At 31.5% G+C, this 19642-nt stretch carries 21 protein-coding genes; all 21 read left to right on the plus strand.

Features of this window, described 5'->3' with window-relative positions; translation table 11 throughout:
* Window positions 1–31 precede the first annotated feature (31 nt).
* The 21 genes from lpxD to ACH5TW_RS05890 all read left to right on the plus strand — a co-directional run bounded on the left by lpxD (window position 32) and on the right by ACH5TW_RS05890 (window position 19594).
* Window positions 32–1060 (plus strand): UDP-3-O-(3-hydroxymyristoyl)glucosamine N-acyltransferase, encoded by a 1029-nt coding sequence (gene lpxD, locus ACH5TW_RS05790; RefSeq protein WP_439335548.1) that lies wholly within the window; start codon window positions 32–34, stop codon window positions 1058–1060.
* Window positions 1047–2453 (plus strand): bifunctional UDP-3-O-[3-hydroxymyristoyl] N-acetylglucosamine deacetylase/3-hydroxyacyl-ACP dehydratase, encoded by a 1407-nt coding sequence (locus ACH5TW_RS05795; protein ID WP_439335549.1) that lies wholly within the window; start codon window positions 1047–1049, stop codon window positions 2451–2453. Before lpxD ends, ACH5TW_RS05795 begins: the two co-directional genes overlap by 14 nt.
* A gap of 5 nt (window positions 2454–2458) precedes the next feature.
* Window positions 2459–3244 carry an acyl-ACP--UDP-N-acetylglucosamine O-acyltransferase gene (gene lpxA / locus ACH5TW_RS05800; RefSeq protein WP_439335550.1) on the plus strand — a complete coding sequence of 262 codons (786 nt, stop codon included), beginning with the start codon at window positions 2459–2461 and terminating at the stop codon, window positions 3242–3244.
* 4 nt (window positions 3245–3248) lie between these two features.
* Window positions 3249–3815 (plus strand): elongation factor P, encoded by a 567-nt coding sequence (gene efp / locus ACH5TW_RS05805; RefSeq protein WP_439335551.1) that lies wholly within the window; start codon window positions 3249–3251, stop codon window positions 3813–3815.
* A 6-nt stretch (window positions 3816–3821) separates the two neighbouring features.
* Window positions 3822–4769, plus strand: coding sequence for a UDP-3-O-(3-hydroxymyristoyl)glucosamine N-acyltransferase (locus ACH5TW_RS05810; protein WP_439335552.1), 948 nt, complete (start codon window positions 3822–3824; stop codon window positions 4767–4769).
* Window positions 4770–4858: 89 nt separating this feature from the next.
* Window positions 4859–5731 (plus strand): succinate--CoA ligase subunit alpha, encoded by an 873-nt coding sequence (gene sucD / locus ACH5TW_RS05815; RefSeq protein WP_439335553.1) that lies wholly within the window; start codon window positions 4859–4861, stop codon window positions 5729–5731.
* Between the two features lie 157 nt (window positions 5732–5888).
* Entirely contained in the window at window positions 5889–6635 is a 747-nt protein-coding gene (fabG, locus tag ACH5TW_RS05820) for a 3-oxoacyl-[acyl-carrier-protein] reductase (RefSeq protein ID WP_439335554.1), read from the plus strand.
* 3 nt (window positions 6636–6638) lie between these two features.
* Window positions 6639–8672, plus strand: a complete 2034-nt coding sequence (locus tag ACH5TW_RS05825; RefSeq protein ID WP_439335555.1) for a VWA domain-containing protein — start codon at window positions 6639–6641, stop codon at window positions 8670–8672.
* A 1-nt stretch (window position 8673) separates the two neighbouring features.
* Window positions 8674–9444, plus strand: coding sequence for an SDR family NAD(P)-dependent oxidoreductase (locus ACH5TW_RS05830; RefSeq protein WP_439335556.1), 771 nt, complete (start codon window positions 8674–8676; stop codon window positions 9442–9444).
* 69 nt (window positions 9445–9513) lie between these two features.
* Window positions 9514–10329, plus strand: coding sequence for a prohibitin family protein (locus ACH5TW_RS05835; protein WP_439335557.1), 816 nt, complete (start codon window positions 9514–9516; stop codon window positions 10327–10329).
* 320 nt (window positions 10330–10649) lie between these two features.
* Entirely contained in the window at window positions 10650–11507 is an 858-nt protein-coding gene (hisG, locus tag ACH5TW_RS05840) for an ATP phosphoribosyltransferase (RefSeq protein ID WP_439335558.1), read from the plus strand.
* Window positions 11508–11548: 41 nt separating this feature from the next.
* Window positions 11549–12835 (plus strand): histidinol dehydrogenase, encoded by a 1287-nt coding sequence (gene hisD / locus ACH5TW_RS05845; RefSeq protein WP_439335559.1) that lies wholly within the window; start codon window positions 11549–11551, stop codon window positions 12833–12835.
* On the plus strand, window positions 12832–13875 hold the full coding sequence (gene hisC, locus ACH5TW_RS05850; protein ID WP_439335560.1) for a histidinol-phosphate transaminase: 1044 nt from the start codon (window positions 12832–12834) through the stop codon (window positions 13873–13875). The genes hisD and hisC overlap by 4 nt, the downstream gene beginning before the upstream one ends.
* 25 nt (window positions 13876–13900) lie before the next feature.
* Window positions 13901–14194 carry a GIY-YIG nuclease family protein gene (locus ACH5TW_RS05855; protein ID WP_439335561.1) on the plus strand — a complete coding sequence of 98 codons (294 nt, stop codon included), beginning with the start codon at window positions 13901–13903 and terminating at the stop codon, window positions 14192–14194.
* Between the two features lie 26 nt (window positions 14195–14220).
* Window positions 14221–15357, plus strand: coding sequence for a bifunctional histidinol-phosphatase/imidazoleglycerol-phosphate dehydratase HisB (gene hisB, locus ACH5TW_RS05860; protein ID WP_439335562.1), 1137 nt, complete (start codon window positions 14221–14223; stop codon window positions 15355–15357).
* 24 nt (window positions 15358–15381) lie between these two features.
* Window positions 15382–15963: an imidazole glycerol phosphate synthase subunit HisH gene (gene hisH / locus ACH5TW_RS05865; protein WP_439335563.1), complete on the plus strand. Its 582-nt coding sequence runs from the start codon at window positions 15382–15384 to the stop codon at window positions 15961–15963.
* Between the two features lie 2 nt (window positions 15964–15965).
* Entirely contained in the window at window positions 15966–16700 is a 735-nt protein-coding gene (gene hisA, locus ACH5TW_RS05870) for a 1-(5-phosphoribosyl)-5-[(5-phosphoribosylamino)methylideneamino]imidazole-4-carboxamide isomerase (protein WP_439335564.1), read from the plus strand.
* A complete protein-coding gene (hisF, locus tag ACH5TW_RS05875) occupies window positions 16701–17456 on the plus strand; it encodes an imidazole glycerol phosphate synthase subunit HisF (protein WP_439335565.1) in 756 nt (251 codons plus the stop codon).
* A gap of 7 nt (window positions 17457–17463) precedes the next feature.
* Window positions 17464–18057 carry a bifunctional phosphoribosyl-AMP cyclohydrolase/phosphoribosyl-ATP diphosphatase HisIE gene (gene hisIE / locus ACH5TW_RS05880; RefSeq protein ID WP_439335566.1) on the plus strand — a complete coding sequence of 198 codons (594 nt, stop codon included), beginning with the start codon at window positions 17464–17466 and terminating at the stop codon, window positions 18055–18057.
* On the plus strand, window positions 18058–18846 hold the full coding sequence (locus ACH5TW_RS05885) for a tRNA pseudouridine synthase A (RefSeq protein WP_439335567.1): 789 nt from the start codon (window positions 18058–18060) through the stop codon (window positions 18844–18846).
* 67 nt (window positions 18847–18913) lie between these two features.
* Entirely contained in the window at window positions 18914–19594 is a 681-nt protein-coding gene (locus tag ACH5TW_RS05890; protein ID WP_439335568.1) for a DUF2461 domain-containing protein, read from the plus strand.
* The last annotated feature ends 48 nt before the right edge of the window (window positions 19595–19642 follow it).

Below are 19642 nucleotides of genomic sequence, written 5' to 3' on the forward strand. Positions count from 1 at the left end.
TAATCAAACAAAAAACAATTAAAATTTTAGTGTGAAGTTTACAGCACAACAAATAGCAGGGATTTTAGAAGGAGAAGTTGTTGGAGATCCTGATATAGAAGTATCAAAGCTTTCCAAGATAGAAGAAGGTTTTAATGGTGCTTTAACATTTTTAGCGAATCCAAAATATACGCCACATATATATACTACAGAAGCTTCAATAACTATTGTAAATAAAACATTTGAGCCAGATAGCAATATTAAAACAACACTCATTAAGGTTGATGATGCTTATTTAGCCTTTTCAAAAATATTAGAATATTATAATTCTGTTAAGTTTAATAAATTAGGTATTGAACAACCATCATTTATTTCGGAATCATCTAAATATGGTGATAATTTTTATGCAGGAGCATTTTCATACATTGGAGATAATGTGATTTTAGGAGATAATGTAAAAATATTTCCAAATGTATATTTGGGAGATAATGTAGAGATTGGTAATGATTCTATTGTCTTTTCTGGTGCTAAAATTTATTCTGAAACTATTATAGGTAAAAATTGTGTTATACATTCTGGAGCTATAATTGGTGCCGATGGATTTGGTTTTGCTCCTAATGAAAAAGGTGGATATAATAAAATACCACAAACAGGAAATGTAATTATTGAAGATTTTGTTGATATTGGTGCTGTTACTACAATAGATAGAGCTACATTAGGCTCAACTATTATACGAGAAGGAGTCAAGTTAGATAATCAAATTCAAATAGGACATAATGTTGAAATTGGTAAAAACACAGTAATAGCTGCACAAACAGGTATTGCAGGATCTACTAAAGTTGGTGACCATTGTCAAATAGGTGGACAAGTTGGGATTGCAGGACATATTACTGTTGGTAATAATGTTAGAATTCAAGCTCAATCTGGTATTGGTAGAAATATTAAAGATAATGAAATGATTCAAGGCTCTCCAGCTATTACATTAAGTGACTATAATAAGTCGTATGTACATTTTAAAAATTTGCCTAAAATTGTAAAAAATATTAATGATTTAGAAAAAAAAGTGAATGGGAATAGTTAATACAGAAATCAAACAAAAAACCATCCAAAAAGAAATATCCTTAACAGGAGTTGGTTTACATACTGGTAAAAACGTAACCTTAACATTTAAACCTGCAATTGTAAATTCAGGTTTTACTTTTCAACGTGTAGATTTAGAAGGAACACCTACAATAAAAGCTGATGCTAATTATGTGACTAATACACAAAGAGGAACGTGTTTAGAAAAAAATGGTGTAACCATTCAAACATCAGAGCATGTACTTGCTGCTTTGGTAGGTTTAGATATAGATAATGCTATAATTCAATTAGATGCTTCTGAACCTCCAATTATGGACGGTTCTTCGAAGTTTTTTGTTGAAGCTATAGAAAAAGCCGGTATTACGGAACTTGATGCTTTTAGAGAAGAATATGTTGTTACAGATATTGTTTCCTATACAGATGAAGAAACAGGTAGTGAAATTTTATTGATGCCTTCTAAGGAATACCAAATTACCACTATGGTAGATTTCGGAACCAAGGTTTTAGGAACACAGAATGCTACTTTAAATCAGATTTCAGATTTTAAAAAGGATATTTCAGATTCGCGTACATTTAGTTTTTTACATGAAATAGAAATGCTTTTAGAGCATGGTCTTATAAAAGGTGGCGATTTAAATAATGCTATTGTTTATGTTGATAAAGCATTATCGCCTGAAACAATGGAAAAGTTAAGAGTTGCCTTTAAAAAAGATAGCATTGCAGTTAAGCCAAATGGCATTTTAGATAACTTAACATTGCATCATCCTAATGAAGCTGCAAGACATAAATTGTTAGATGTATTAGGAGATCTTGCTTTAATTGGAACAAGAATAAGAGGTAAAGTTATAGCAAATAAGCCAGGGCATTTTGTAAACACACAGTTTGCTAAAAAAATGTCTAAGCTTATAAAAAACGAAAGACGCAATAATGTGCCTTCAATTGATTTGAATCAAACACCTTTAATGGATGTTACTCAAATTATGGCTATGTTACCGCATAGACAGCCATTTTTGTTAATAGATAAAGTATTTGAACTTTCTGATAGTCATGTAATTGCTCAGAAAAATGTTACCATGAACGAAGAGTTCTTTAAAGGTCATTTTCCTGGAGCACCAGTAATGCCTGGAGTTTTAATTGTAGAAGCTATGGCGCAAACTGGAGGTGTATTGGTTTTAAATACGGTTCCTGACCCTGAAAATTATTTAACGTTCTTTATGAAAATGGATAATGTTAAGTTTAAACAAAAAGTAGTTCCAGGAGATACGTTAATATTTAAATGTTCGTTAATTACACCAATACGTCGAGGTATTTGCCACATGCAAGGCTATGCTTATGCAAACGGTAAGCTTTGTGCAGAAGCTGAATTAATGGCGCAAATTTCAAAAGTAAAATAATATATATGAATCAACCATTAGCATATGTGCATCCAGGTGCAAAAATCGCAAAAAATGTGGTTATTGAGCCTTTTACAACTATTCATAATAATGTAATAATTGGAGAAGGAACTTGGATAGGAAGTAATGTCACTATTATGGAAGGTGCGCGTATTGGTAAAAATTGTAATATTTTCCCAGGATCAGTCATTTCAGCTGTACCGCAAGATTTGAAATACAATGATGAAGATACTACAGTAGAAATAGGTGATAACGTAACTATAAGAGAATGCGTTACAATTAATAGAGGTACCGCCGATAGAATGAAGACAGTTATTGGTGATAATTGTTTAATTATGGCATATTGCCATGTTGCTCATGATTGTATTGTAGGTAAGAATTGTATTTTTTCAAATAACAGTACACTTGCAGGACATATAACCATTGGAGATTATGTTGTTTTAGCTGGAATGACGGCTGTTCATCAATTTGTTTCAGTCGGAAATCATGCATTCGTTACTGGTGGATCTTTAGTTAGAAAAGATGTGCCTCCTTATGTAAAAGCAGCAAGAGAACCATTGTCTTATGTAGGAATAAATTCCGTAGGTTTAAGAAGGCGTGGTTATACAACAGAAAAAATTAGAGAAATTCAAAATATTTACAGAATTCTCTATCAAAAAAATTATAATAATACACAAGCTTCAGAAATTATCGAGGCAGAAATGGAAGCAACTCCAGAACGCGATGAAGTACTTCAATTTATTAAGAATTCGCATCGTGGTATTATGAAAGGATATTTTAAATCAAACTAAATTTATGGCAACTACAAGTGATATTAGAAATGGCTTATGCATTAAGTATAACAACGATATTTATAAAATAATAGAGTTTTTACATGTAAAACCTGGAAAAGGACCTGCGTTTGTAAGAACAAAAATGAAAAGTGTTACTAGCGGAAAAGTATTAGATAATACATTTTCTGCAGGACATAAATTAGAAGATGTACGTGTAGAAACACATAAGTTTCAATTTTTATATAATGATGGTGAATATTATCATTTTATGAATACAGAAGATTATTCTCAAATTCAATTAATGGAATCTGCTTTAGATAATCCAGGATTAATGAAAGAAGGAGAGGTAGTTACTGTTTTAATTAATACTGAAGACAGTATGCCGTTATCGGTAGATTTACCAGCTAGTGTAATTTTAGAAGTTACTGCTACAGAACCTGGGGTTAAAGGAAATACAGCTACAAATGCTACAAAACCTGCTACTGTTGAAACAGGAGCAACAGTAAATGTGCCTTTGTTTATTAATGAAGGTGATAAAATTAAAGTTGAAACAGATAAGGGAACGTATAAAGAACGCGTTAAAGAATAGTTTTTTTTGAAATTTCCAAACCCACATACCTTAAAACAAATTGCTCAATTAATTGATTGTAATTTTGTTGGAGAAGAAGCATTTCAAGTATTAGGAATCAATGAAATTCATGTTGTTGAATCAGGCGATATTGTATTTGTAGATCACCCTAAATACTATGATAAGGCTTTAAATTCTGCTGCTACTATTATTTTAATTAATAAAGAAGTTGAATGTCCAAAGGGAAAAGCATTATTAATTAGCGACGACCCTTTTAGAGATTTTAATAAGCTTACAAATTATTTTAAGCCTTTTGAATCTTCTACTAAGCAGATATCAAGTTCTGCTATTATAGGAAAAGACACAGTGATTCAACCAAATTGTTTTATTGGTCATAATGTTGTTATTGGCGATAATTGTTTAATTCATTCTAATGTTAGCATTTATGATGATACAATTATTGGCAACAATGTCACCATTCATGCAGGAACTGTTTTAGGAGCAAATGCTTTTTATTACAAAAAAAGACCTGAAGGGTATGATAGGTTAAAATCTGGTGGGCGCGTAGTGATACAAGATCATGTGGATATTGGCGCAGCCTGTACTATTGATAGAGGTGTTACTGCTGATACCTTAATTGGTGAAGGCTCAAAGCTAGATAATCAAATACAAATAGGGCATGATACTATTATTGGTAAAAAATGTCTTATCGCTTCTCAAACAGGTATAGCTGGCTGTGTTGTTGTTGAAGATAATGTTACTATTTGGGGACAAGTAGGGGTTAAAAGTGGCATTACAATAGCTAAAGGCACCGAGCTTTATGCGCAATCTGGTTTAGGGCATTCGACAATAGAAAATAAAGCGTATTTTGGTTCGCCTGCTTCTGAAGCTAGAGAAAAATTTAAAGAAATGGCTTATGTTAGAAAAATTCCTGAAATATTAGAGAAGTTAAATAATCAAGATAATAAAGAGTAAAAAATAAATGTTGGTTTTTGCTTTAAAATTTTAATTCAAAAAATTACATTTGCTTTTTATAAAAAATTAATAAAGAAAAATAATCTCCTATGAGTGTTTTAGTAAATAAGGATTCAAAAATAATAGTTCAAGGTTTTACAGGTAGTGAAGGAACATTTCACGCCAGCCAAATGATAGAATACGGTACAAATGTCGTTGGTGGTGTAACACCAGGAAAAGGAGGTCAATCACATTTAGAAAGACCTGTTTTTAATACGGTTGCAGATGCTGTTAAAGAAGTTGGAGCAGATACTACTATCATTTTTGTACCACCAGCTTTTGCTGCTGATGCTATTATGGAAGCTGCTGATGCTGGTATTAAAGTTATTATTACTATCACAGAAGGTATTCCAGTTGCAGATATGATTACTGCTTCTAGTTATATAAAAAATAAAGATTGTCGTTTAATCGGCCCTAACTGTCCAGGTGTTATTACGCCAGGAGAAGCTAAAGTTGGTATTATGCCAGGTTTTGTTTTCAAAAAAGGAAAAGTTGGTATTGTTTCTAAATCAGGAACATTAACTTATGAAGCTGCAGATCAAGTTGTAAAACAAGGTTTAGGAATTACTACAGCAATTGGTATTGGAGGAGATCCAATTATTGGAACTACTACAAAAGAAGCTGTTGAGTTATTAATAAATGATCCAGAAACTGAAGCTGTTGTAATGATTGGTGAAATTGGTGGTCAATTAGAAGCTGATGCTGCAAATTGGTATAAATCTAGTGGAAGTACAAAACCAGTTGTTGGTTTTATTGCTGGGGAAACTGCTCCTGCAGGACGTACAATGGGTCACGCAGGTGCTATTGTTGGAGGAAGTGATGATACAGCACAAGCTAAAAAAGCAATAATGAGAGAGTGTGGAATACATGTTGTAGATTCTCCTGCTGAAATTGGAAAAAAGATTGCTGAAGTTTTAGGATAACAGCCATAATATATTTTAAGAACCTCACATGATTTGTGAGGTTTTTTTATTTGAAGCAATTTGGATTTATTATATTTGAATTGAAAATATTTAACCAACTACAAACGATTTTTGAAAATGTTTATTCTTTAAAATTCGTTGAATTAAAATAAATGGAATGAAATTATTAGAAGGAAAAACGGCAATTGTTACAGGAGCTAGTAGAGGTATAGGAAAAGGAATTGCTCAAGTATTTGCTAAACAAGGTGCTAATGTAGCTTTTACCTATAGTTCATCTGTTGATGCAGCGAATGAATTAGAAAAAGAATTAAATGCTTTAGGTGTTAAAGCAAAAGGATATAAAAGTAATGCAGCTAGTTTTTCAGAAGCTCAAGCTTTAGCAGATGAAGTTGTTAAAGAGTTTGGAAGCATTGATGTTTTAGTTAACAACGCAGGTATTACTAAAGACAACTTATTAATGCGTATTAGCGAAGAAGATTTTGATACTGTTATTGAGGTAAATTTAAAGTCTGTTTTTAATATGACGAAGGCTGTACAACGTACGATGCTTAAACAGCGTAAAGGCTCTATTATTAATATGAGCTCTGTAGTTGGTGTTAAAGGAAATGCAGGACAAACTAATTATGCCGCATCAAAAGCTGGTATTATTGGGTTTTCAAAATCAGTAGCATTAGAGTTAGGGTCTCGTAATATTAGAAGTAACGTAGTTGCTCCTGGTTTTATCGAAACTGAAATGACAGCTAAACTTGACGAAGAGGTAGTTAAAGGATGGCGCGCAGGAATTCCTTTAAAGAGAGGCGGAACTCCAGATGATATTGCTAATGTGTGTGTGTTTTTAGCTAGTGATATGTCTGCTTACATTACAGGACAAACATTAAATGTTGATGGTGGAATGCTAACATAAGCCATGTCTTCAGAAACTATAATTTATATAATACTTGCTGGAATTATAGCGTTATTATTAGCGCTTTTTCAGTATTTTAAAAAAGAAAAAAGCATGTCTAAATTGAACATGCTTTTTTCTTTTTTAAGGTTTCTTACTATTTTTTCAGTTTTGTTATTACTTATTAATCCTAAGTTTAATCAAATTAAACTTTCGGTTGAAAAGCCTAATTTGGTTGTGGCTATTGATAATTCAAATTCAACATCTTTTCTAAAACAAGATGAAAAAGTAAGGTCTTTAATAGAAACCTTATCAAAAAATAAAGAAATAAATAATAAATTTAATTTAAACTTCTATACGTTTGGAGAATCGCTTCAAAGTTTAGATTCTTTAACGTTTTTAGAAAAACAAACTAATATTTATGAGGCATTTAATAGGTTTTCTGAAGTATACAGACATACAGTAGCACCAACGTTATTAATTACTGATGGTAATCAAACTTATGGTAATGATTATGAGTTTTCGTATTTAGATTACAAACAACCTATCTTTCCTATTATTCTGGGGGATACAGTTGTTCATACCGATTTAAAAATTGAACAACTTAACGTTAATAAGTATGCTTATCTAAAAAATAAATTTCCTGTAGAATCTATTGTAGTTTACAATGGTAATGCTCAAGTAGAATCAAATTTTATAGTTAAGCAAGGCAATACCACCGTGTATTCTGAAGTGGTAAGTTTCTCTAAAAACAATAATTCAAAGTTAGTTAGTTTTACTTTACCTGCATCGACTGTTGGAGTTAATAGTTATAAAGCAACACTTATTCCTATTAAAAACGAAAAAAATACAGTAAATAATTCTAAGAATTTTGCAGTTGAAGTCATCGATCAAAAGACTAAAATAGCTATTGTTCATGATTTTTTACATCCAGATTTAGGTGTATTTAAAAAGAGTATTGAAAGTAATGAACAACGGTCTGTAACTTTTTTAAGCCCAAATGAAATTGAAAGTCAAATAAATGATTTTCAATTAATTATGTTGTATCAGCCAAACAGAAAGTTTAAGGATTTGTTTAATGTTTTAAATAAAGAAAATAAAAACTTGTTTGTTATTGAAGGCTCTAAAACAGATCTTAATTTTTTAAATAGCATAAATACAAATTACCAACACGAAGTAACTCAGCAAACCGAAGTGTATCAAGCAGAGTTAAACAGTAATTATACACCATTTATAATTGATGATATTAATTTTGAATCATTTCCGCCACTTACATCAAATTATGGTTATGTAAATTTTTCAATACCGTTTGAATCTATATTGAATAAAAGTATTCGAGGAGTAGCGACAAACGAACCTTTATTAATGACTTTTGAAAAAAGTGGTAGGCGAGAAGCTGTATTGTTTGGAGAGAACATTTGGCAATGGCGTGCTCAAAATTTTATAAATTCAAAGTCCTTTAATCAATTTGATGATTTCATAGGAAAACTGATTCAGTATTTAGCTTCAAACAAAAGAAGGCATCGATTAAATTTAGAATATAATTCTTTTTATAATGGTAGCACAAATATTATTGTTAAAGCGCAGTATTTTGATAAAAATTATGAGATCGACACTAGAGAATCTCTATCAATTTTTATTACAGATGAAATATTGAAAACTACAAAAACGCTTCCTTTAATTTTAAATAATAACTATTATCAGGTAGATTTAAGTAGTTTGTCACCTTCTAAATATAATTTTACAGTCCGTACAGCTAATCAAAATATTTCTAAATCTGGTCAGTTTGAAATTTTAGAATATAATGTAGAACAACAATTTTTAAACGCTAATGTAACAAAGTTAGAACAATTAGCTACTAACAGTAAAGGAAATGCTTATTTTATTGATAAAACAGATGACTTAATTAACGATTTGTTAGCTGATAATAGGTATGTTTCTATTCAAAAAAGCAATAAAAATAGTCTACCTTTGATAGATTGGAAATATCTACTCGCAATTATAGCGATAAGCTTAGTATCAGAGTGGTTTTTAAGAAAATATAACGGATTAATTTAAAATGAAAAAAGAAAGTAAAACAGCTTTAATTACCGGTTCATCATCTGGTGTTGGTGCAGCTACTTGTATCGAATTCGCAAAAAGAGGATGGAATGTTGTTGTTAATTATTCTAAAAGCAAAAGTGATGCTCATAATGTTGCCGAAATTTGCAAAAGTTTCGGGGTATACGTTTTAGTGTGTCAAGCAAATGTAGCCGATGAAGATGATTGCAAAAGAATGATTGAAGAAACAATCAATTCTTTTAACCGTATAGATGCATTAGTAAATAATGCAGGAGCTACAAGGTTTTGTGGTTATAACAATCTAGACGGACTTAATAAACAGGATTTTCAAGATCTTTATGAAGTTAATGTCATTGGGGCTTATCAAATGGTAAAATTAGCCGCTAAGCATTTAAAAAAGACTAACGGAGCAATTGTTAATACAACTTCTATTAGTGCTGTATCTGGTGTAGGTAGCTCTATTGCTTATGCTGCTTCTAAAGGCGCTTTGTCTACTATGACGCTTTCACTTGCCCATGCACTATCTCCAGAAGTTAGAGTAAATGGTGTTTGTCCTGGTTTTATTCAAACTAGATGGACAAAAGGTTTTTTGGGTGAAAGATATGAGTCTGTTAAAGAAAACGTAGAGAAAACAACATTAACTAATAGTACATCATTGCCTGAAGATATTGCTAAAGGGATTATTTATTTGGCAGCAGATGCAAGAACAACTTCAGGACAAATATTAACTATTGATGGAGGTCAATTAGTATATCAAGGAAAAATTTAATCTTTATATAACTATATAATTAAAGACATCATATAAAAACAAATCAATTAATTTAAACTAAAATAAGTAATGGAAAAATTACCAAAAATTGCATTTCCTATAATAATAGCAGTAGTTATTTTTGTAGTATTATTATCAAAATCAGCTGTAACCATAGATTCAGGAGAAGCAGGCGTACTGTTTAAAACTTTTGGAGATGGTGTTGTTACTGATGAACCACCAATGGGAGAAGGGTTTCATATTGTTGCGCCTTGGAATAAGGTATATGTTTACGAAGTAAGACAACAAGAGCTTTTTGAAAAAATGAAGGTATTGTCGTCTAACGGATTAGAAATTCAAATAGATGCTTCGGCATGGTATGAGCCTGTATATAATGATTTAGGTAATTTACATCAATCTCTTGGTCAAGGTTATTTGCAACGTGTTATTCAACCAGCTATTCGTAGTGCAGCAAGAAGTGTTATTGGACGGTATACTCCAGACGATTTGTATTCGACTAAACGTGACGCTATTCAAGTAGAGATTTTTGAAGAAACTAAGAAAATACTTGATAAACAATATGTTCAATTGAATGAGGTGTTAGTAAGAGATGTAACTTTACCTCCAACAATTAAAGATGCTATTGAGCGTAAATTAAAACAAGAACAAGAGTCTTTAGAATATGAGTTTAGATTAGTAACAGCTGAAAAAGAAGCCGAAAAAGTAATTATAGAAGCTAAAGGTAAAGCTGATGCAAATAGAATTTTAAGTGCTTCTTTAACAGATAAAATTCTTCAGGATAAAGGAATTGAAGCCACTGTTAAATTATCAGAATCACCAAATAGTAAAGTTATTGTTATTGGATCTGGTGATAGTGGTATGCCTATTATTTTAGGTAATCAATAAAGTGAAGAACATAAATATATCAATATTTTAATGTTTCTTTTGAATTTTGAATAAACAAAACATAGTAAAACTATAGAATTTATAAATGTTTGTAATTTTGAATTCATTATTTGGAATTATACATATAAAATTTGCATATTTGTAGAAACAAAAAAGAACATGACTTTTATTCAAATACATCATCATTTTCATATTTGCTCTCAAGCGAAGTGAAAATGTATTGAATAAAATCAACATATTTTAAACCCGTTTGAGACAATCAAGCGGGTTTTTTAATTTTAAGTCCAACTAGATTGTTTCAAACTCATAAAAACAAGATAATGAGTAAATTAAGAATTGCAGTACAGAAATCAGGTCGTCTAAATGATGACTCAATGAGAATCTTAAAAGATATCGGAATTTCTATCGATAACGGAAAAGATCAATTAAAAGCTTCAGCTAGAAATTTTCCTGTAGAAGTTTTTTATTTAAGAAATGGTGATATTCCACAATACCTAAAAGATGGCGTTGTAGATGCAGCTATTATTGGTGAGAATGTTTTAATTGAAAAAGGAGAAGGTATTAACGTTGTAGAAAAATTAGGTTTTTCAACCTGTAGAGTTTGTATAGCGGTACCAAAATCTGCCGAGTATTCTAGTATTCAAGATTTAGAAGGGAAGCGTATTGCAACCTCGTATCCAAATACTGTACAAAGTTTTCTAGATAAAAATGGCGTAAATGCGAACCTTCATATTATTAATGGTTCTGTTGAAATTGCTCCAAATATTGGGTTGGCAGATGCTATTGTAGATATTGTTTCTAGCGGAAGTACTTTATTTAAAAACAACTTAAAAGAAGTAGATACTATTTTAAAATCGGAAGCTGTTTTAGCAGTATCTCCTGTTTTAAGTGATGAAAAACAAGCTATTTTAGATAAAATTCAATTTAGAATTCAATCGGTTTTAAAAGGCAGACAATCAAAATATATTTTATTAAATGCACCTAATGATAAAATAGACGACATTATAAATGTGCTTCCAGGAATGAAAAGCCCAACGGTTTTACCATTAGCACAAGAAGGATGGAGTTCGGTACATTCGGTAATTAGTAAAAACGAATTTTGGGATGTTATTGATGCGTTAAAAGAAAATGGCGCTCAAGGTATTTTAGTGTGTCCTATTGAAAAAATGGTGCTTTAGCATACTGAACTTGTTTCAGTATCTTTTAAATAGATAATAAGATGCAAATAATAAACAATCCAGAAAGAAGTGAGTGGCTATCTATTTTAGAACGCCCAACACAAACTGTGAATGATATTGAAGCTATAGTAACCGAAGTTTTTAACGATGTTAAAACCAATGGAGATGATGCTATAAAAAGATATACATCTAAATTTGATGGTGTTGCATTAGAATCTAATGTAGTGACTCAAGAGGAGTTGGCTAATTCAAAAAAATTAGTATCATCAGAGCTTCAAAATGCCATAAAAGCAGCAAAAGATAATATTGAAGCGTTTCATGCCATACAAAAAACAGCACGAGTTGAAATAGAAACAACAAATGGAGTGAATTGTTGGCAAGAAAAGCGTCCTATTCAAAAAGTAGGATTATATATTCCAGGAGGCACAGCGCCTTTGTTTTCAACCGTATTAATGTTAGCAATTCCTGCTAATATAGCCGGTTGTAAAGATATTGTATTGTGTACGCCTCCAAATAAAGAAGGTAAAATAGCTGCCGAAATCATGTATGCTGCCAATTTATGCGGTGTTACAAAAATTATAAAAGTAGGAGGGATTCAAGCGATTGCAGGTTTAACGTTTGGAACAGAAACAATTCCGCAAGTTTATAAAATTTTCGGCCCGGGAAACCAATTCGTAACCGTAGCTAAGCAACTATCAACAAAACACGGTGTTGCTATCGATATGCCAGCAGGACCAAGTGAATTGTTAGTGGTTGCAGATGAAACAGCTAATGCAGGTTTTATAGCATCAGATTTATTAAGTCAAGCAGAACACGGAACCGATAGTCAGGTGATTTTGGTATCTACCTCAAAAGAGATATTGAATTCAGTTTCTAGCGAAATTGAAATACAATTAAATGTGCTTCCGCGTAAAGCCATTGCAGAACAAGCCATAGCGAATTCAAAATTAATTTACGTAGAAAACGATGGATTAGCTTTAGATATGATTAATGAATACGGTCCAGAGCATTTTATAATTTGCACGAAAAATGAAGATTTTTATGTAGATGGCATTCTTAATGCAGGCTCAGTGTTTATAGGTGATTATACGCCAGAAAGCGCAGGCGATTATGCCTCGGGAACGAATCACACCTTACCAACAAATGGCTTTACAAAAGCATATTCAGGAGTGAATTTAGATAGTTTTTTAAAGAATATGACGTTTCAAAAAATATCTAAAGAAGGCCTTTTAAATATTGGAGAAACCATTGAGTTAATGGCAGAGGCTGAAGGTTTACAAGCGCATAAAAACGCTGTTTCTATCCGATTAAAAGCATTGAAATCATGAATATCCAAGATTTAATAAGGCCAACTATAAAAGCTTTAAAGCCGTATTCGTCTGCAAGAGATGAATTTCAAGGAGTTACAGACGATATGGTGTTTTTAGATGCGAATGAAAATCCGTTTGAAAATGGCGTGAATCGTTATCCAGATCCTCAACAAGGAAAATTGAAAGCGGTTTTATCAGAAATAAAAGGTATATCAGCAAAAAATATCCTTTTAGGAAATGGTAGCGATGAAGTTTTAGATTTAGTATTTAGAGCGTTTTGCGAACCTAATGTTGATAATATCATCACTTTGCCGCCAACATACGGTATGTATAGTGTTTTAGCTAATATTAACGCTATTGGGATACAAGAAGTGTTGCTGTCAGAAGATTTTCAGCCACAAGTAGATAAAATTCTAAATACAGCAAACCCACAAAGTAAAATTTTGTTTTTATGTTCGCCAAACAATCCAACAGGAAATAGTTTTAACACTTCTGAAATGGAGGCGTTATTAAATAAATTTCAAGGTATTGTGGTGATTGATGAGGCATATATCGATTTTTCAAAAGAAGAAAGTTGGATACATAGACTGGAAGAATTTCCAAATTTAATTGTGACGCAAACGCTATCAAAAGCTTATGGTATGGCAGGAATTCGTTTAGGTATTTGTTACGCTTCCGCGGAAATTATAGCTGTTTTAAACACAATTAAACCACCGTATAATGTTAATGAATTAACTCAAATAAAAGCGGTTGAGAAATTAAATATCAAAGATTTAACAAAAAATCAAATTGAAACTATTTTAAAAGAGCGAGACGTATTGATTTCAGAATTGAATACTGTTGATTTTGTTTCAAAAATATATCCATCAGATGCCAATTTTGTACTTGCTAAAGTTGATGATGCTACAAAACGCTACAATCAATTAATTGAAAAAGGGATTGTAATAAGAAATAGAACCACGCAACCTGGGTGTGAAAACACTTTAAGGTTTACGGTTGGGACAACTGATGAGAATAAGAAATTAATTGAGACCCTTCAATTAATTTCGAAATCCTGAACTTGTTTCAGGAACTTATGAAACAATGACTAATTTTTATTGTTACATATTATCAAATAAGAATAGAACAGTATTATATATTGGATATACTGATAATTTGAAAAGAAGGTTATTAGAACATAAAAAAGGAAACGGAGCATTATTTACTAAAAAATATAATGTAACAGATTTAGTATATTTTGAAACTTTCAATGAAATAAAAAAAGCCAAATCTCGTGAAAGACAATTAAAGAATTGGCATAAAGAATGGAAATGGAATCTGCTAAAAGAAGCCAATCCAAAATTAGAAACATTAGACATTAATAAGACCCTGAAATGAATTCAGGGTTGCTTAATAAATTAAGCATGAAAAAAGTATTATTCATAGACAGAGATGGCACATTAGTATTAGAGCCACCAGTAGATTATCAACTAGATAGTTTAGAAAAACTAGAATTCTATCCAAAAGTATTTCAATACATGGCAAAAATTGCAAGTGAGTTGGATTACGAATTGGTTATGGTAACAAATCAAGATGGATTAGGAACAGATTCTTTTCCAGAAGATACCTTTTGGCCAGCTCAAAATAAAGTCATTGATGCGTTTGCAAAAGAAGGTGTTGTGTTTTCAGAAGTGTGTATCGATAAAACCTTTCCTCATGAAAATGCAGAAACACGTAAACCTAGAACAGGTTTATTGACTAAGTACTTTTCTGAAGATTACGATTTAGCAAACTCTTTTGTATTAGGTGATAGAATAACCGATATGGAATTAGCAAAAAACTTAGGCGCAAAAGGTATTTATTTATCTGAAGATCCAGAATTAGGAGCCGATGAAATAGAAACATCTAAACAAAGTATTTTAGATTGTATTGCTTTAACTAGCACAGATTGGTCTAAAATATATGAGTTTTTAAAACTTGAAGATCGTGTAGAAGAAATCACTAGAAATACTAATGAGACCAAGATTTATATAAAACTAAACTTGGACGGATCTGGTAATAATAATATAGATACAGGTTTGTCTTTTTTCGATCATATGTTAGATCAAATTGGGCGTCATGGCGCTATGGATTTAACTGTTAAAGTTGATGGTGATTTAAACGTTGATGAACACCACACCATTGAAGATACTATGATTGCTTTGGGTGAATTATTTAATAAGGCACTCGGTAATAAATTAGGTATAGAGCGTTACGGATTCTGTTTACCAATGGATGATTGCTTAGCGCAAGTAGCTGTCGATTTTGGAGGTAGAAACTGGTTAGAATGGGATGCAGAGTTTAAGCGTGAAAAAATTGGTGATATGCCAACAGAAATGTTTTTTCACTTATTTAAATCGTTTACAGACGGCGCCAAATGTAATTTAAATGTTAAAGCAGAAGGCGTAAACGAACATCACAAAATAGAAGGTGTTTTTAAAGCCTTCGCAAAAGCTATGAAAATGGCAGTGAAAAGAGACTCAAACAAAATGTTTTTACCTAGTACAAAAGGAATGCTTTAAATAGCTTTTAGCTTAAAATATATAATGAAATTAGTTATAATAAATTACGGAGCAGGAAATATTAAAAGCATACAATTTGCTTTTAAACGATTAGGAGTTGATGCTATTTTGTCAAATGATCCTGATGAAATTATGGCTGCCGATAAAATTATTTTTCCAGGCGTGGGAGAAGCGAGTAGCGCCATGAAAATGTTACGAGAAAGTGGGTTAGATAAATTGATTCCAACTTTAAAACAACCCGTTTTAGGAATTTGTTTAGGCATGCAATTACTTTGTAAATCGACAGAGGAAGGAAACACCAAAGGGTTAGGCATTTTTCAAACAGGTGTTAAACGTTTTGCTGACAATGTAAAAGTACCGCAAATGGGCTGGAATGTTATAAAAGATCTAAAATCAGATTTATTTAAAGGCATAAAAGAAAATGAATATATGTATTTGATTCATAGTTATTACGCCGAACATTGTAAAGAAACCATAGCTGCAACAGATTACGATATTAATTATGCATCAGCTTTACAGCATAATAATTTTTATGGTGTTCAATTTCACCCAGAAAAGAGTAGTTTAGCAGGAGAACAAATTTTGAAGAATTTTTTAGATTTATAAAAATGAGAATAATACCAGCCATAGATATTATAGACGGAAAATGTGTTCGTTTAACCAAAGGAGATTACGAAACAAAAAAAGTTTATAACGAAAACCCGCTTGAAGTTGCAAAAATGTTTGAAGATTCAGGTATTGAATATTTGCATTTAGTCGATTTAGATGGTGCCAAAGCGCAGCACATTGTAAATTATAAAGTGTTGGAACAAATTACATCTAAAACGAATCTTAAAATAGATTTTGGTGGAGGTTTAAAAACAAATGAAGATTTGCATATCGCCTTTAATTCTGGAGCAAAACAAATAACAGGTGGTAGTATTGCTGTTAAAGATCCAGAAACCTTTGAAGGTTGGTTGTCTAAATATGGTGCTGAAAAAATTATTTTGGGTGCTGATAGTGACAATGGGAAAATAGCAATTAGTGGATGGATAGAACAGAGTAAAGAAGATGTTATTCCGTTTATAAAAGCATATCAAAAGAAAGGAATTAAATATGTTATTTGTACTGATATATCTAAAGATGGTATGTTACAAGGGCCGTCGGTAGAATTGTATAAACAAATTATATCAGAATGTTCTAATAGTAGCAATGCGCAATCTGTAAGCTTAATAGCTTCAGGAGGTATTTCACATATTGATGAATTACCAATTTTAAAAGAAATAGGTTGTGAAGGTGTTATTATTGGAAAAGCTATTTATGAAAATAGAATAAGTTTAAAACAACTAGAGAAATTTGTATAAATGTTAACAAAACGAATTATACCTTGTTTAGATATTAAAAACGGACGTACAGTAAAAGGCGTTAATTTTGTCGATTTACGTGATGCAGGAGATCCGGTAGAATTAGCAAAACAATATGCTGATTTTGGAGCAGATGAATTAGTGTTTCTTGATATTTCTGCCACTTTAGAAGGTAGAGGAACTACTTTAGAAATGGTTTTACATGTAGCAGAGCAAGTCAATATTCCATTTACTGTTGGTGGCGGTATTTCATCTGTAGAACATGTTGATGCATTGCTTCAATGTGGTGCAGATAAGGTTTCTATTAATTCTTCTGCAGTAAAAAGACCTGAATTGGTTAACGAATTATCTAATAAATTTGGGAGTCAATGTGTCGTAGTGGCTATTGATGCAAAACAAGTTGATGGTACTTGGAAAGTGCATTTAGCAGGCGGCAGTATTCCAACAGATATTGATTTATTTGAATGGGCTAAGGAAGTTGAAGAACGTGGAGCAGGTGAAATATTATTCACTTCTATGAATCATGATGGTACTAAAAACGGATTTGCAAATGAAGCTTTAGCTAAATTATCAGAGGAATTAAATATTCCAATAATAGCATCTGGAGGTGCAGGAAATGTGCAGCATTTTATAGATACTTTTAAAGAAGGAAAAGCAGACGCCGCATTAGCAGCAAGTGTATTTCACTTTGGTGAAATTCCTATTCCAGATTTGAAAAAAGAATTAAAAGAAAACAATATAGAAGTACGATTATAATTTTATTATGGAAATTAAATACGATTCAAACGGACTAGTACCAGCAATAATTCAAGACGCTACAACAAAAAATGTATTGATGTTGGGGTATATGAATGATGAAGCTTATAAAAAAACAATAGAAACGAAACAGGTTACTTTTTTTAGCAGAAGTAAACAACGTTTATGGACTAAAGGTGAAGAAAGCGGCAATTTTTTAAATCTAGTAGATATAAAGAATGATTGTGATAATGATTCTTTACTTATTCAAGTAAATCCTGTTGGCCCAACGTGTCATAAAGGAACAGACAATTGTTGGGGTGAAGAAAATAAATCTAATTATGGTTTCTTTTCAACCTTAGAAGATGTAATTACTGAACGTGTTGCAAATAAAGATACTCAAAAATCTTATGTAGCTAGTTTATTTGCAAAAGGCATTAATAAAGTAGCTCAGAAAGTAGGCGAGGAGGCTGTTGAAACCGTTATTGAGGCTATGGATAATAATGATGAGTTGTTTCTTTATGAGTCGGCAGATTTATTGTTTCACTATCTAATGTTGTTACAGGCCAAAGGGTTTACTTTAAAAGATATTGAAAAGGAATTAATAGGAAGGCATAAATAAATGCAATTTCAGTCTAAAAAATACTTTTATTTAATTACCATTCAGTATTTAGGCTATCGTTTTCATGGTTGGCAAAAGCAACCTGATGTAAAAACGATTCACTTGATGATTGATAGAACCTTAAATTTTATTTTAGAAGGCAAACGATTTAAAAGTTTGGGTTCTGGAAGAACTGATGCAATGGTTTCTGCTGAAAGTGCTGCATTCGAATTGTTTTTATTTGAACCTATTGAAGATGAAACTGCTTTTTTAGAGTTTTTTAATCATAATTTGCCACAAGATATTCGAGCGCTAGGTATTAAAGAAGTTGATGCTCAATTTAATATCATTCAGCATTCAAAAGTTAAAGAATATATTTATTTGTTTGCTTACGGTGAAAAATGCCACCCATTTTGTGCACCAATAATGACGACTATTTTAGATGATTTAGATATAGATATCATGAAAAAAGGAGCTAAACTTTTTGAAGGAGAGCATTATTTTAAATCCTATTGTTTTCGTCCTACTGATAATGGTATATATAATCGTGAAATTTTAAGTTGCGAATTGGTAGAAAACACCGTGTATACAGCTAATTATTTTCCTAAAAAAACATACTTATTAAAAGTGAGAGGTAAAGGGTTTATGCGTAATCAAATTCGGTTAATTATGGGGACTCTCATCGATTTAGGTAAAGGTAAATTGACTATAGAAATTATAGAAAACAGTTTGAAGCCAGATAGCGACATTAAAATGAATTATATTGCACCAGCTTCGGGTTTAATTCTTAATAGTATTGAATTTGAATAGTTAATGGTGTTTTGTAATTTAGACAACCAATTAACGACATAAGTTTTAATCTTTCAATTAAACAATCATGAGTCATACAGTGTCAAAAGACGTGTTTTCGTTCTTCAAGAAATTAGAAAAAAATAACAATCGCGATTGGTTTAACGAAAACAAACCGGAATTTAAAGCTATTGAAAAAGACGTTAAGGCATTTTATAATACAATTTATGAAACCTTAAATACACATGATTCTATTGATAAATTAAAAATATTTAGAATCTATAGAGATGTGCGTTTTTCAAAAAACAAATTACCTTACAAAACACACTTTGGAGGTTCGTTTCATAGAACGAAGCCGCATTTAAGAGGTGGTTATTATTTACACCTTCAACCTAATAATGAAAGTTTTATTGCAACTGGTTTTTGGGAACCTGCTCCAGCCGATTTAATGCGTATTCGTAAAGAATTTGAAATGGACGACTCTGAAATTAGAGAGATATTGTCTAATGATGAATTTAGTAGTATTTGGGGGAATACATTTGTTGGTGATGAAGTAAAAACAGCTCCTCGCGGATTTGACAAAGCGCATAAAGCCATCGATTTAATTAAAAAGAAACAGTATATATTTACTAAGAAATACACCGATAAAAAAGTGCTAGATCCTAATTTTATAAATGAAATAAGTGATGCATTTAAAGCCATTCGCCCATATTTTGATTACATGAGCGATGTACTTACTACCGATTTAAATGGTGAGTCGTTAATTTAGTTTTTGTCATTTCGAAAGCATGCGATAAATCGCATATTTTTGCTACGT

The sequence above is a fragment of the Thalassobellus sediminis genome, assembly GCF_044386045.1.
Lineage (GTDB): Bacteria > Bacteroidota > Bacteroidia > Flavobacteriales > Flavobacteriaceae > Thalassobellus > Thalassobellus sediminis.

Bases quoted from the DNA above. Each gene is read 5' to 3' on its own strand.
- hisD (WP_439335559.1), top strand. From the start codon at position 11,549: ATGCAAATAATAAACAATCCAGAAAGAAGTGAGTGGCTATCTATTTTA.
- ACH5TW_RS05835 (WP_439335557.1), top strand. From the start codon at position 9,514: ATGGAAAAATTACCAAAAATTGCATTTCCTATAATAATAGCAGTAGTT.
- hisG (WP_439335558.1), top strand. From the start codon at position 10,650: ATGAGTAAATTAAGAATTGCAGTACAGAAATCAGGTCGTCTAAATGAT.
- efp (WP_439335551.1), top strand. From the start codon at position 3,249: ATGGCAACTACAAGTGATATTAGAAATGGCTTATGCATTAAGTATAAC.
- hisC (WP_439335560.1), top strand. From the start codon at position 12,832: ATGAATATCCAAGATTTAATAAGGCCAACTATAAAAGCTTTAAAGCCG.
- ACH5TW_RS05795 (WP_439335549.1), top strand. From the start codon at position 1,047: ATGGGAATAGTTAATACAGAAATCAAACAAAAAACCATCCAAAAAGAA.
- sucD (WP_439335553.1), top strand. From the start codon at position 4,859: ATGAGTGTTTTAGTAAATAAGGATTCAAAAATAATAGTTCAAGGTTTT.
- fabG (WP_439335554.1), top strand. From the start codon at position 5,889: ATGAAATTATTAGAAGGAAAAACGGCAATTGTTACAGGAGCTAGTAGA.
- ACH5TW_RS05825 (WP_439335555.1), top strand. From the start codon at position 6,639: ATGTCTTCAGAAACTATAATTTATATAATACTTGCTGGAATTATAGCG.
- ACH5TW_RS05830 (WP_439335556.1), top strand. From the start codon at position 8,674: ATGAAAAAAGAAAGTAAAACAGCTTTAATTACCGGTTCATCATCTGGT.
- hisIE (WP_439335566.1), top strand. From the start codon at position 17,464: ATGGAAATTAAATACGATTCAAACGGACTAGTACCAGCAATAATTCAA.
- ACH5TW_RS05890 (WP_439335568.1), top strand. From the start codon at position 18,914: ATGAGTCATACAGTGTCAAAAGACGTGTTTTCGTTCTTCAAGAAATTA.
- ACH5TW_RS05885 (WP_439335567.1), top strand. From the start codon at position 18,058: ATGCAATTTCAGTCTAAAAAATACTTTTATTTAATTACCATTCAGTAT.
- hisA (WP_439335564.1), top strand. From the start codon at position 15,966: ATGAGAATAATACCAGCCATAGATATTATAGACGGAAAATGTGTTCGT.
- hisB (WP_439335562.1), top strand. From the start codon at position 14,221: ATGAAAAAAGTATTATTCATAGACAGAGATGGCACATTAGTATTAGAG.
- ACH5TW_RS05855 (WP_439335561.1), top strand. From the start codon at position 13,901: ATGACTAATTTTTATTGTTACATATTATCAAATAAGAATAGAACAGTA.
- lpxA (WP_439335550.1), top strand. From the start codon at position 2,459: ATGAATCAACCATTAGCATATGTGCATCCAGGTGCAAAAATCGCAAAA.
- hisH (WP_439335563.1), top strand. From the start codon at position 15,382: ATGAAATTAGTTATAATAAATTACGGAGCAGGAAATATTAAAAGCATA.
- hisF (WP_439335565.1), top strand. From the start codon at position 16,701: ATGTTAACAAAACGAATTATACCTTGTTTAGATATTAAAAACGGACGT.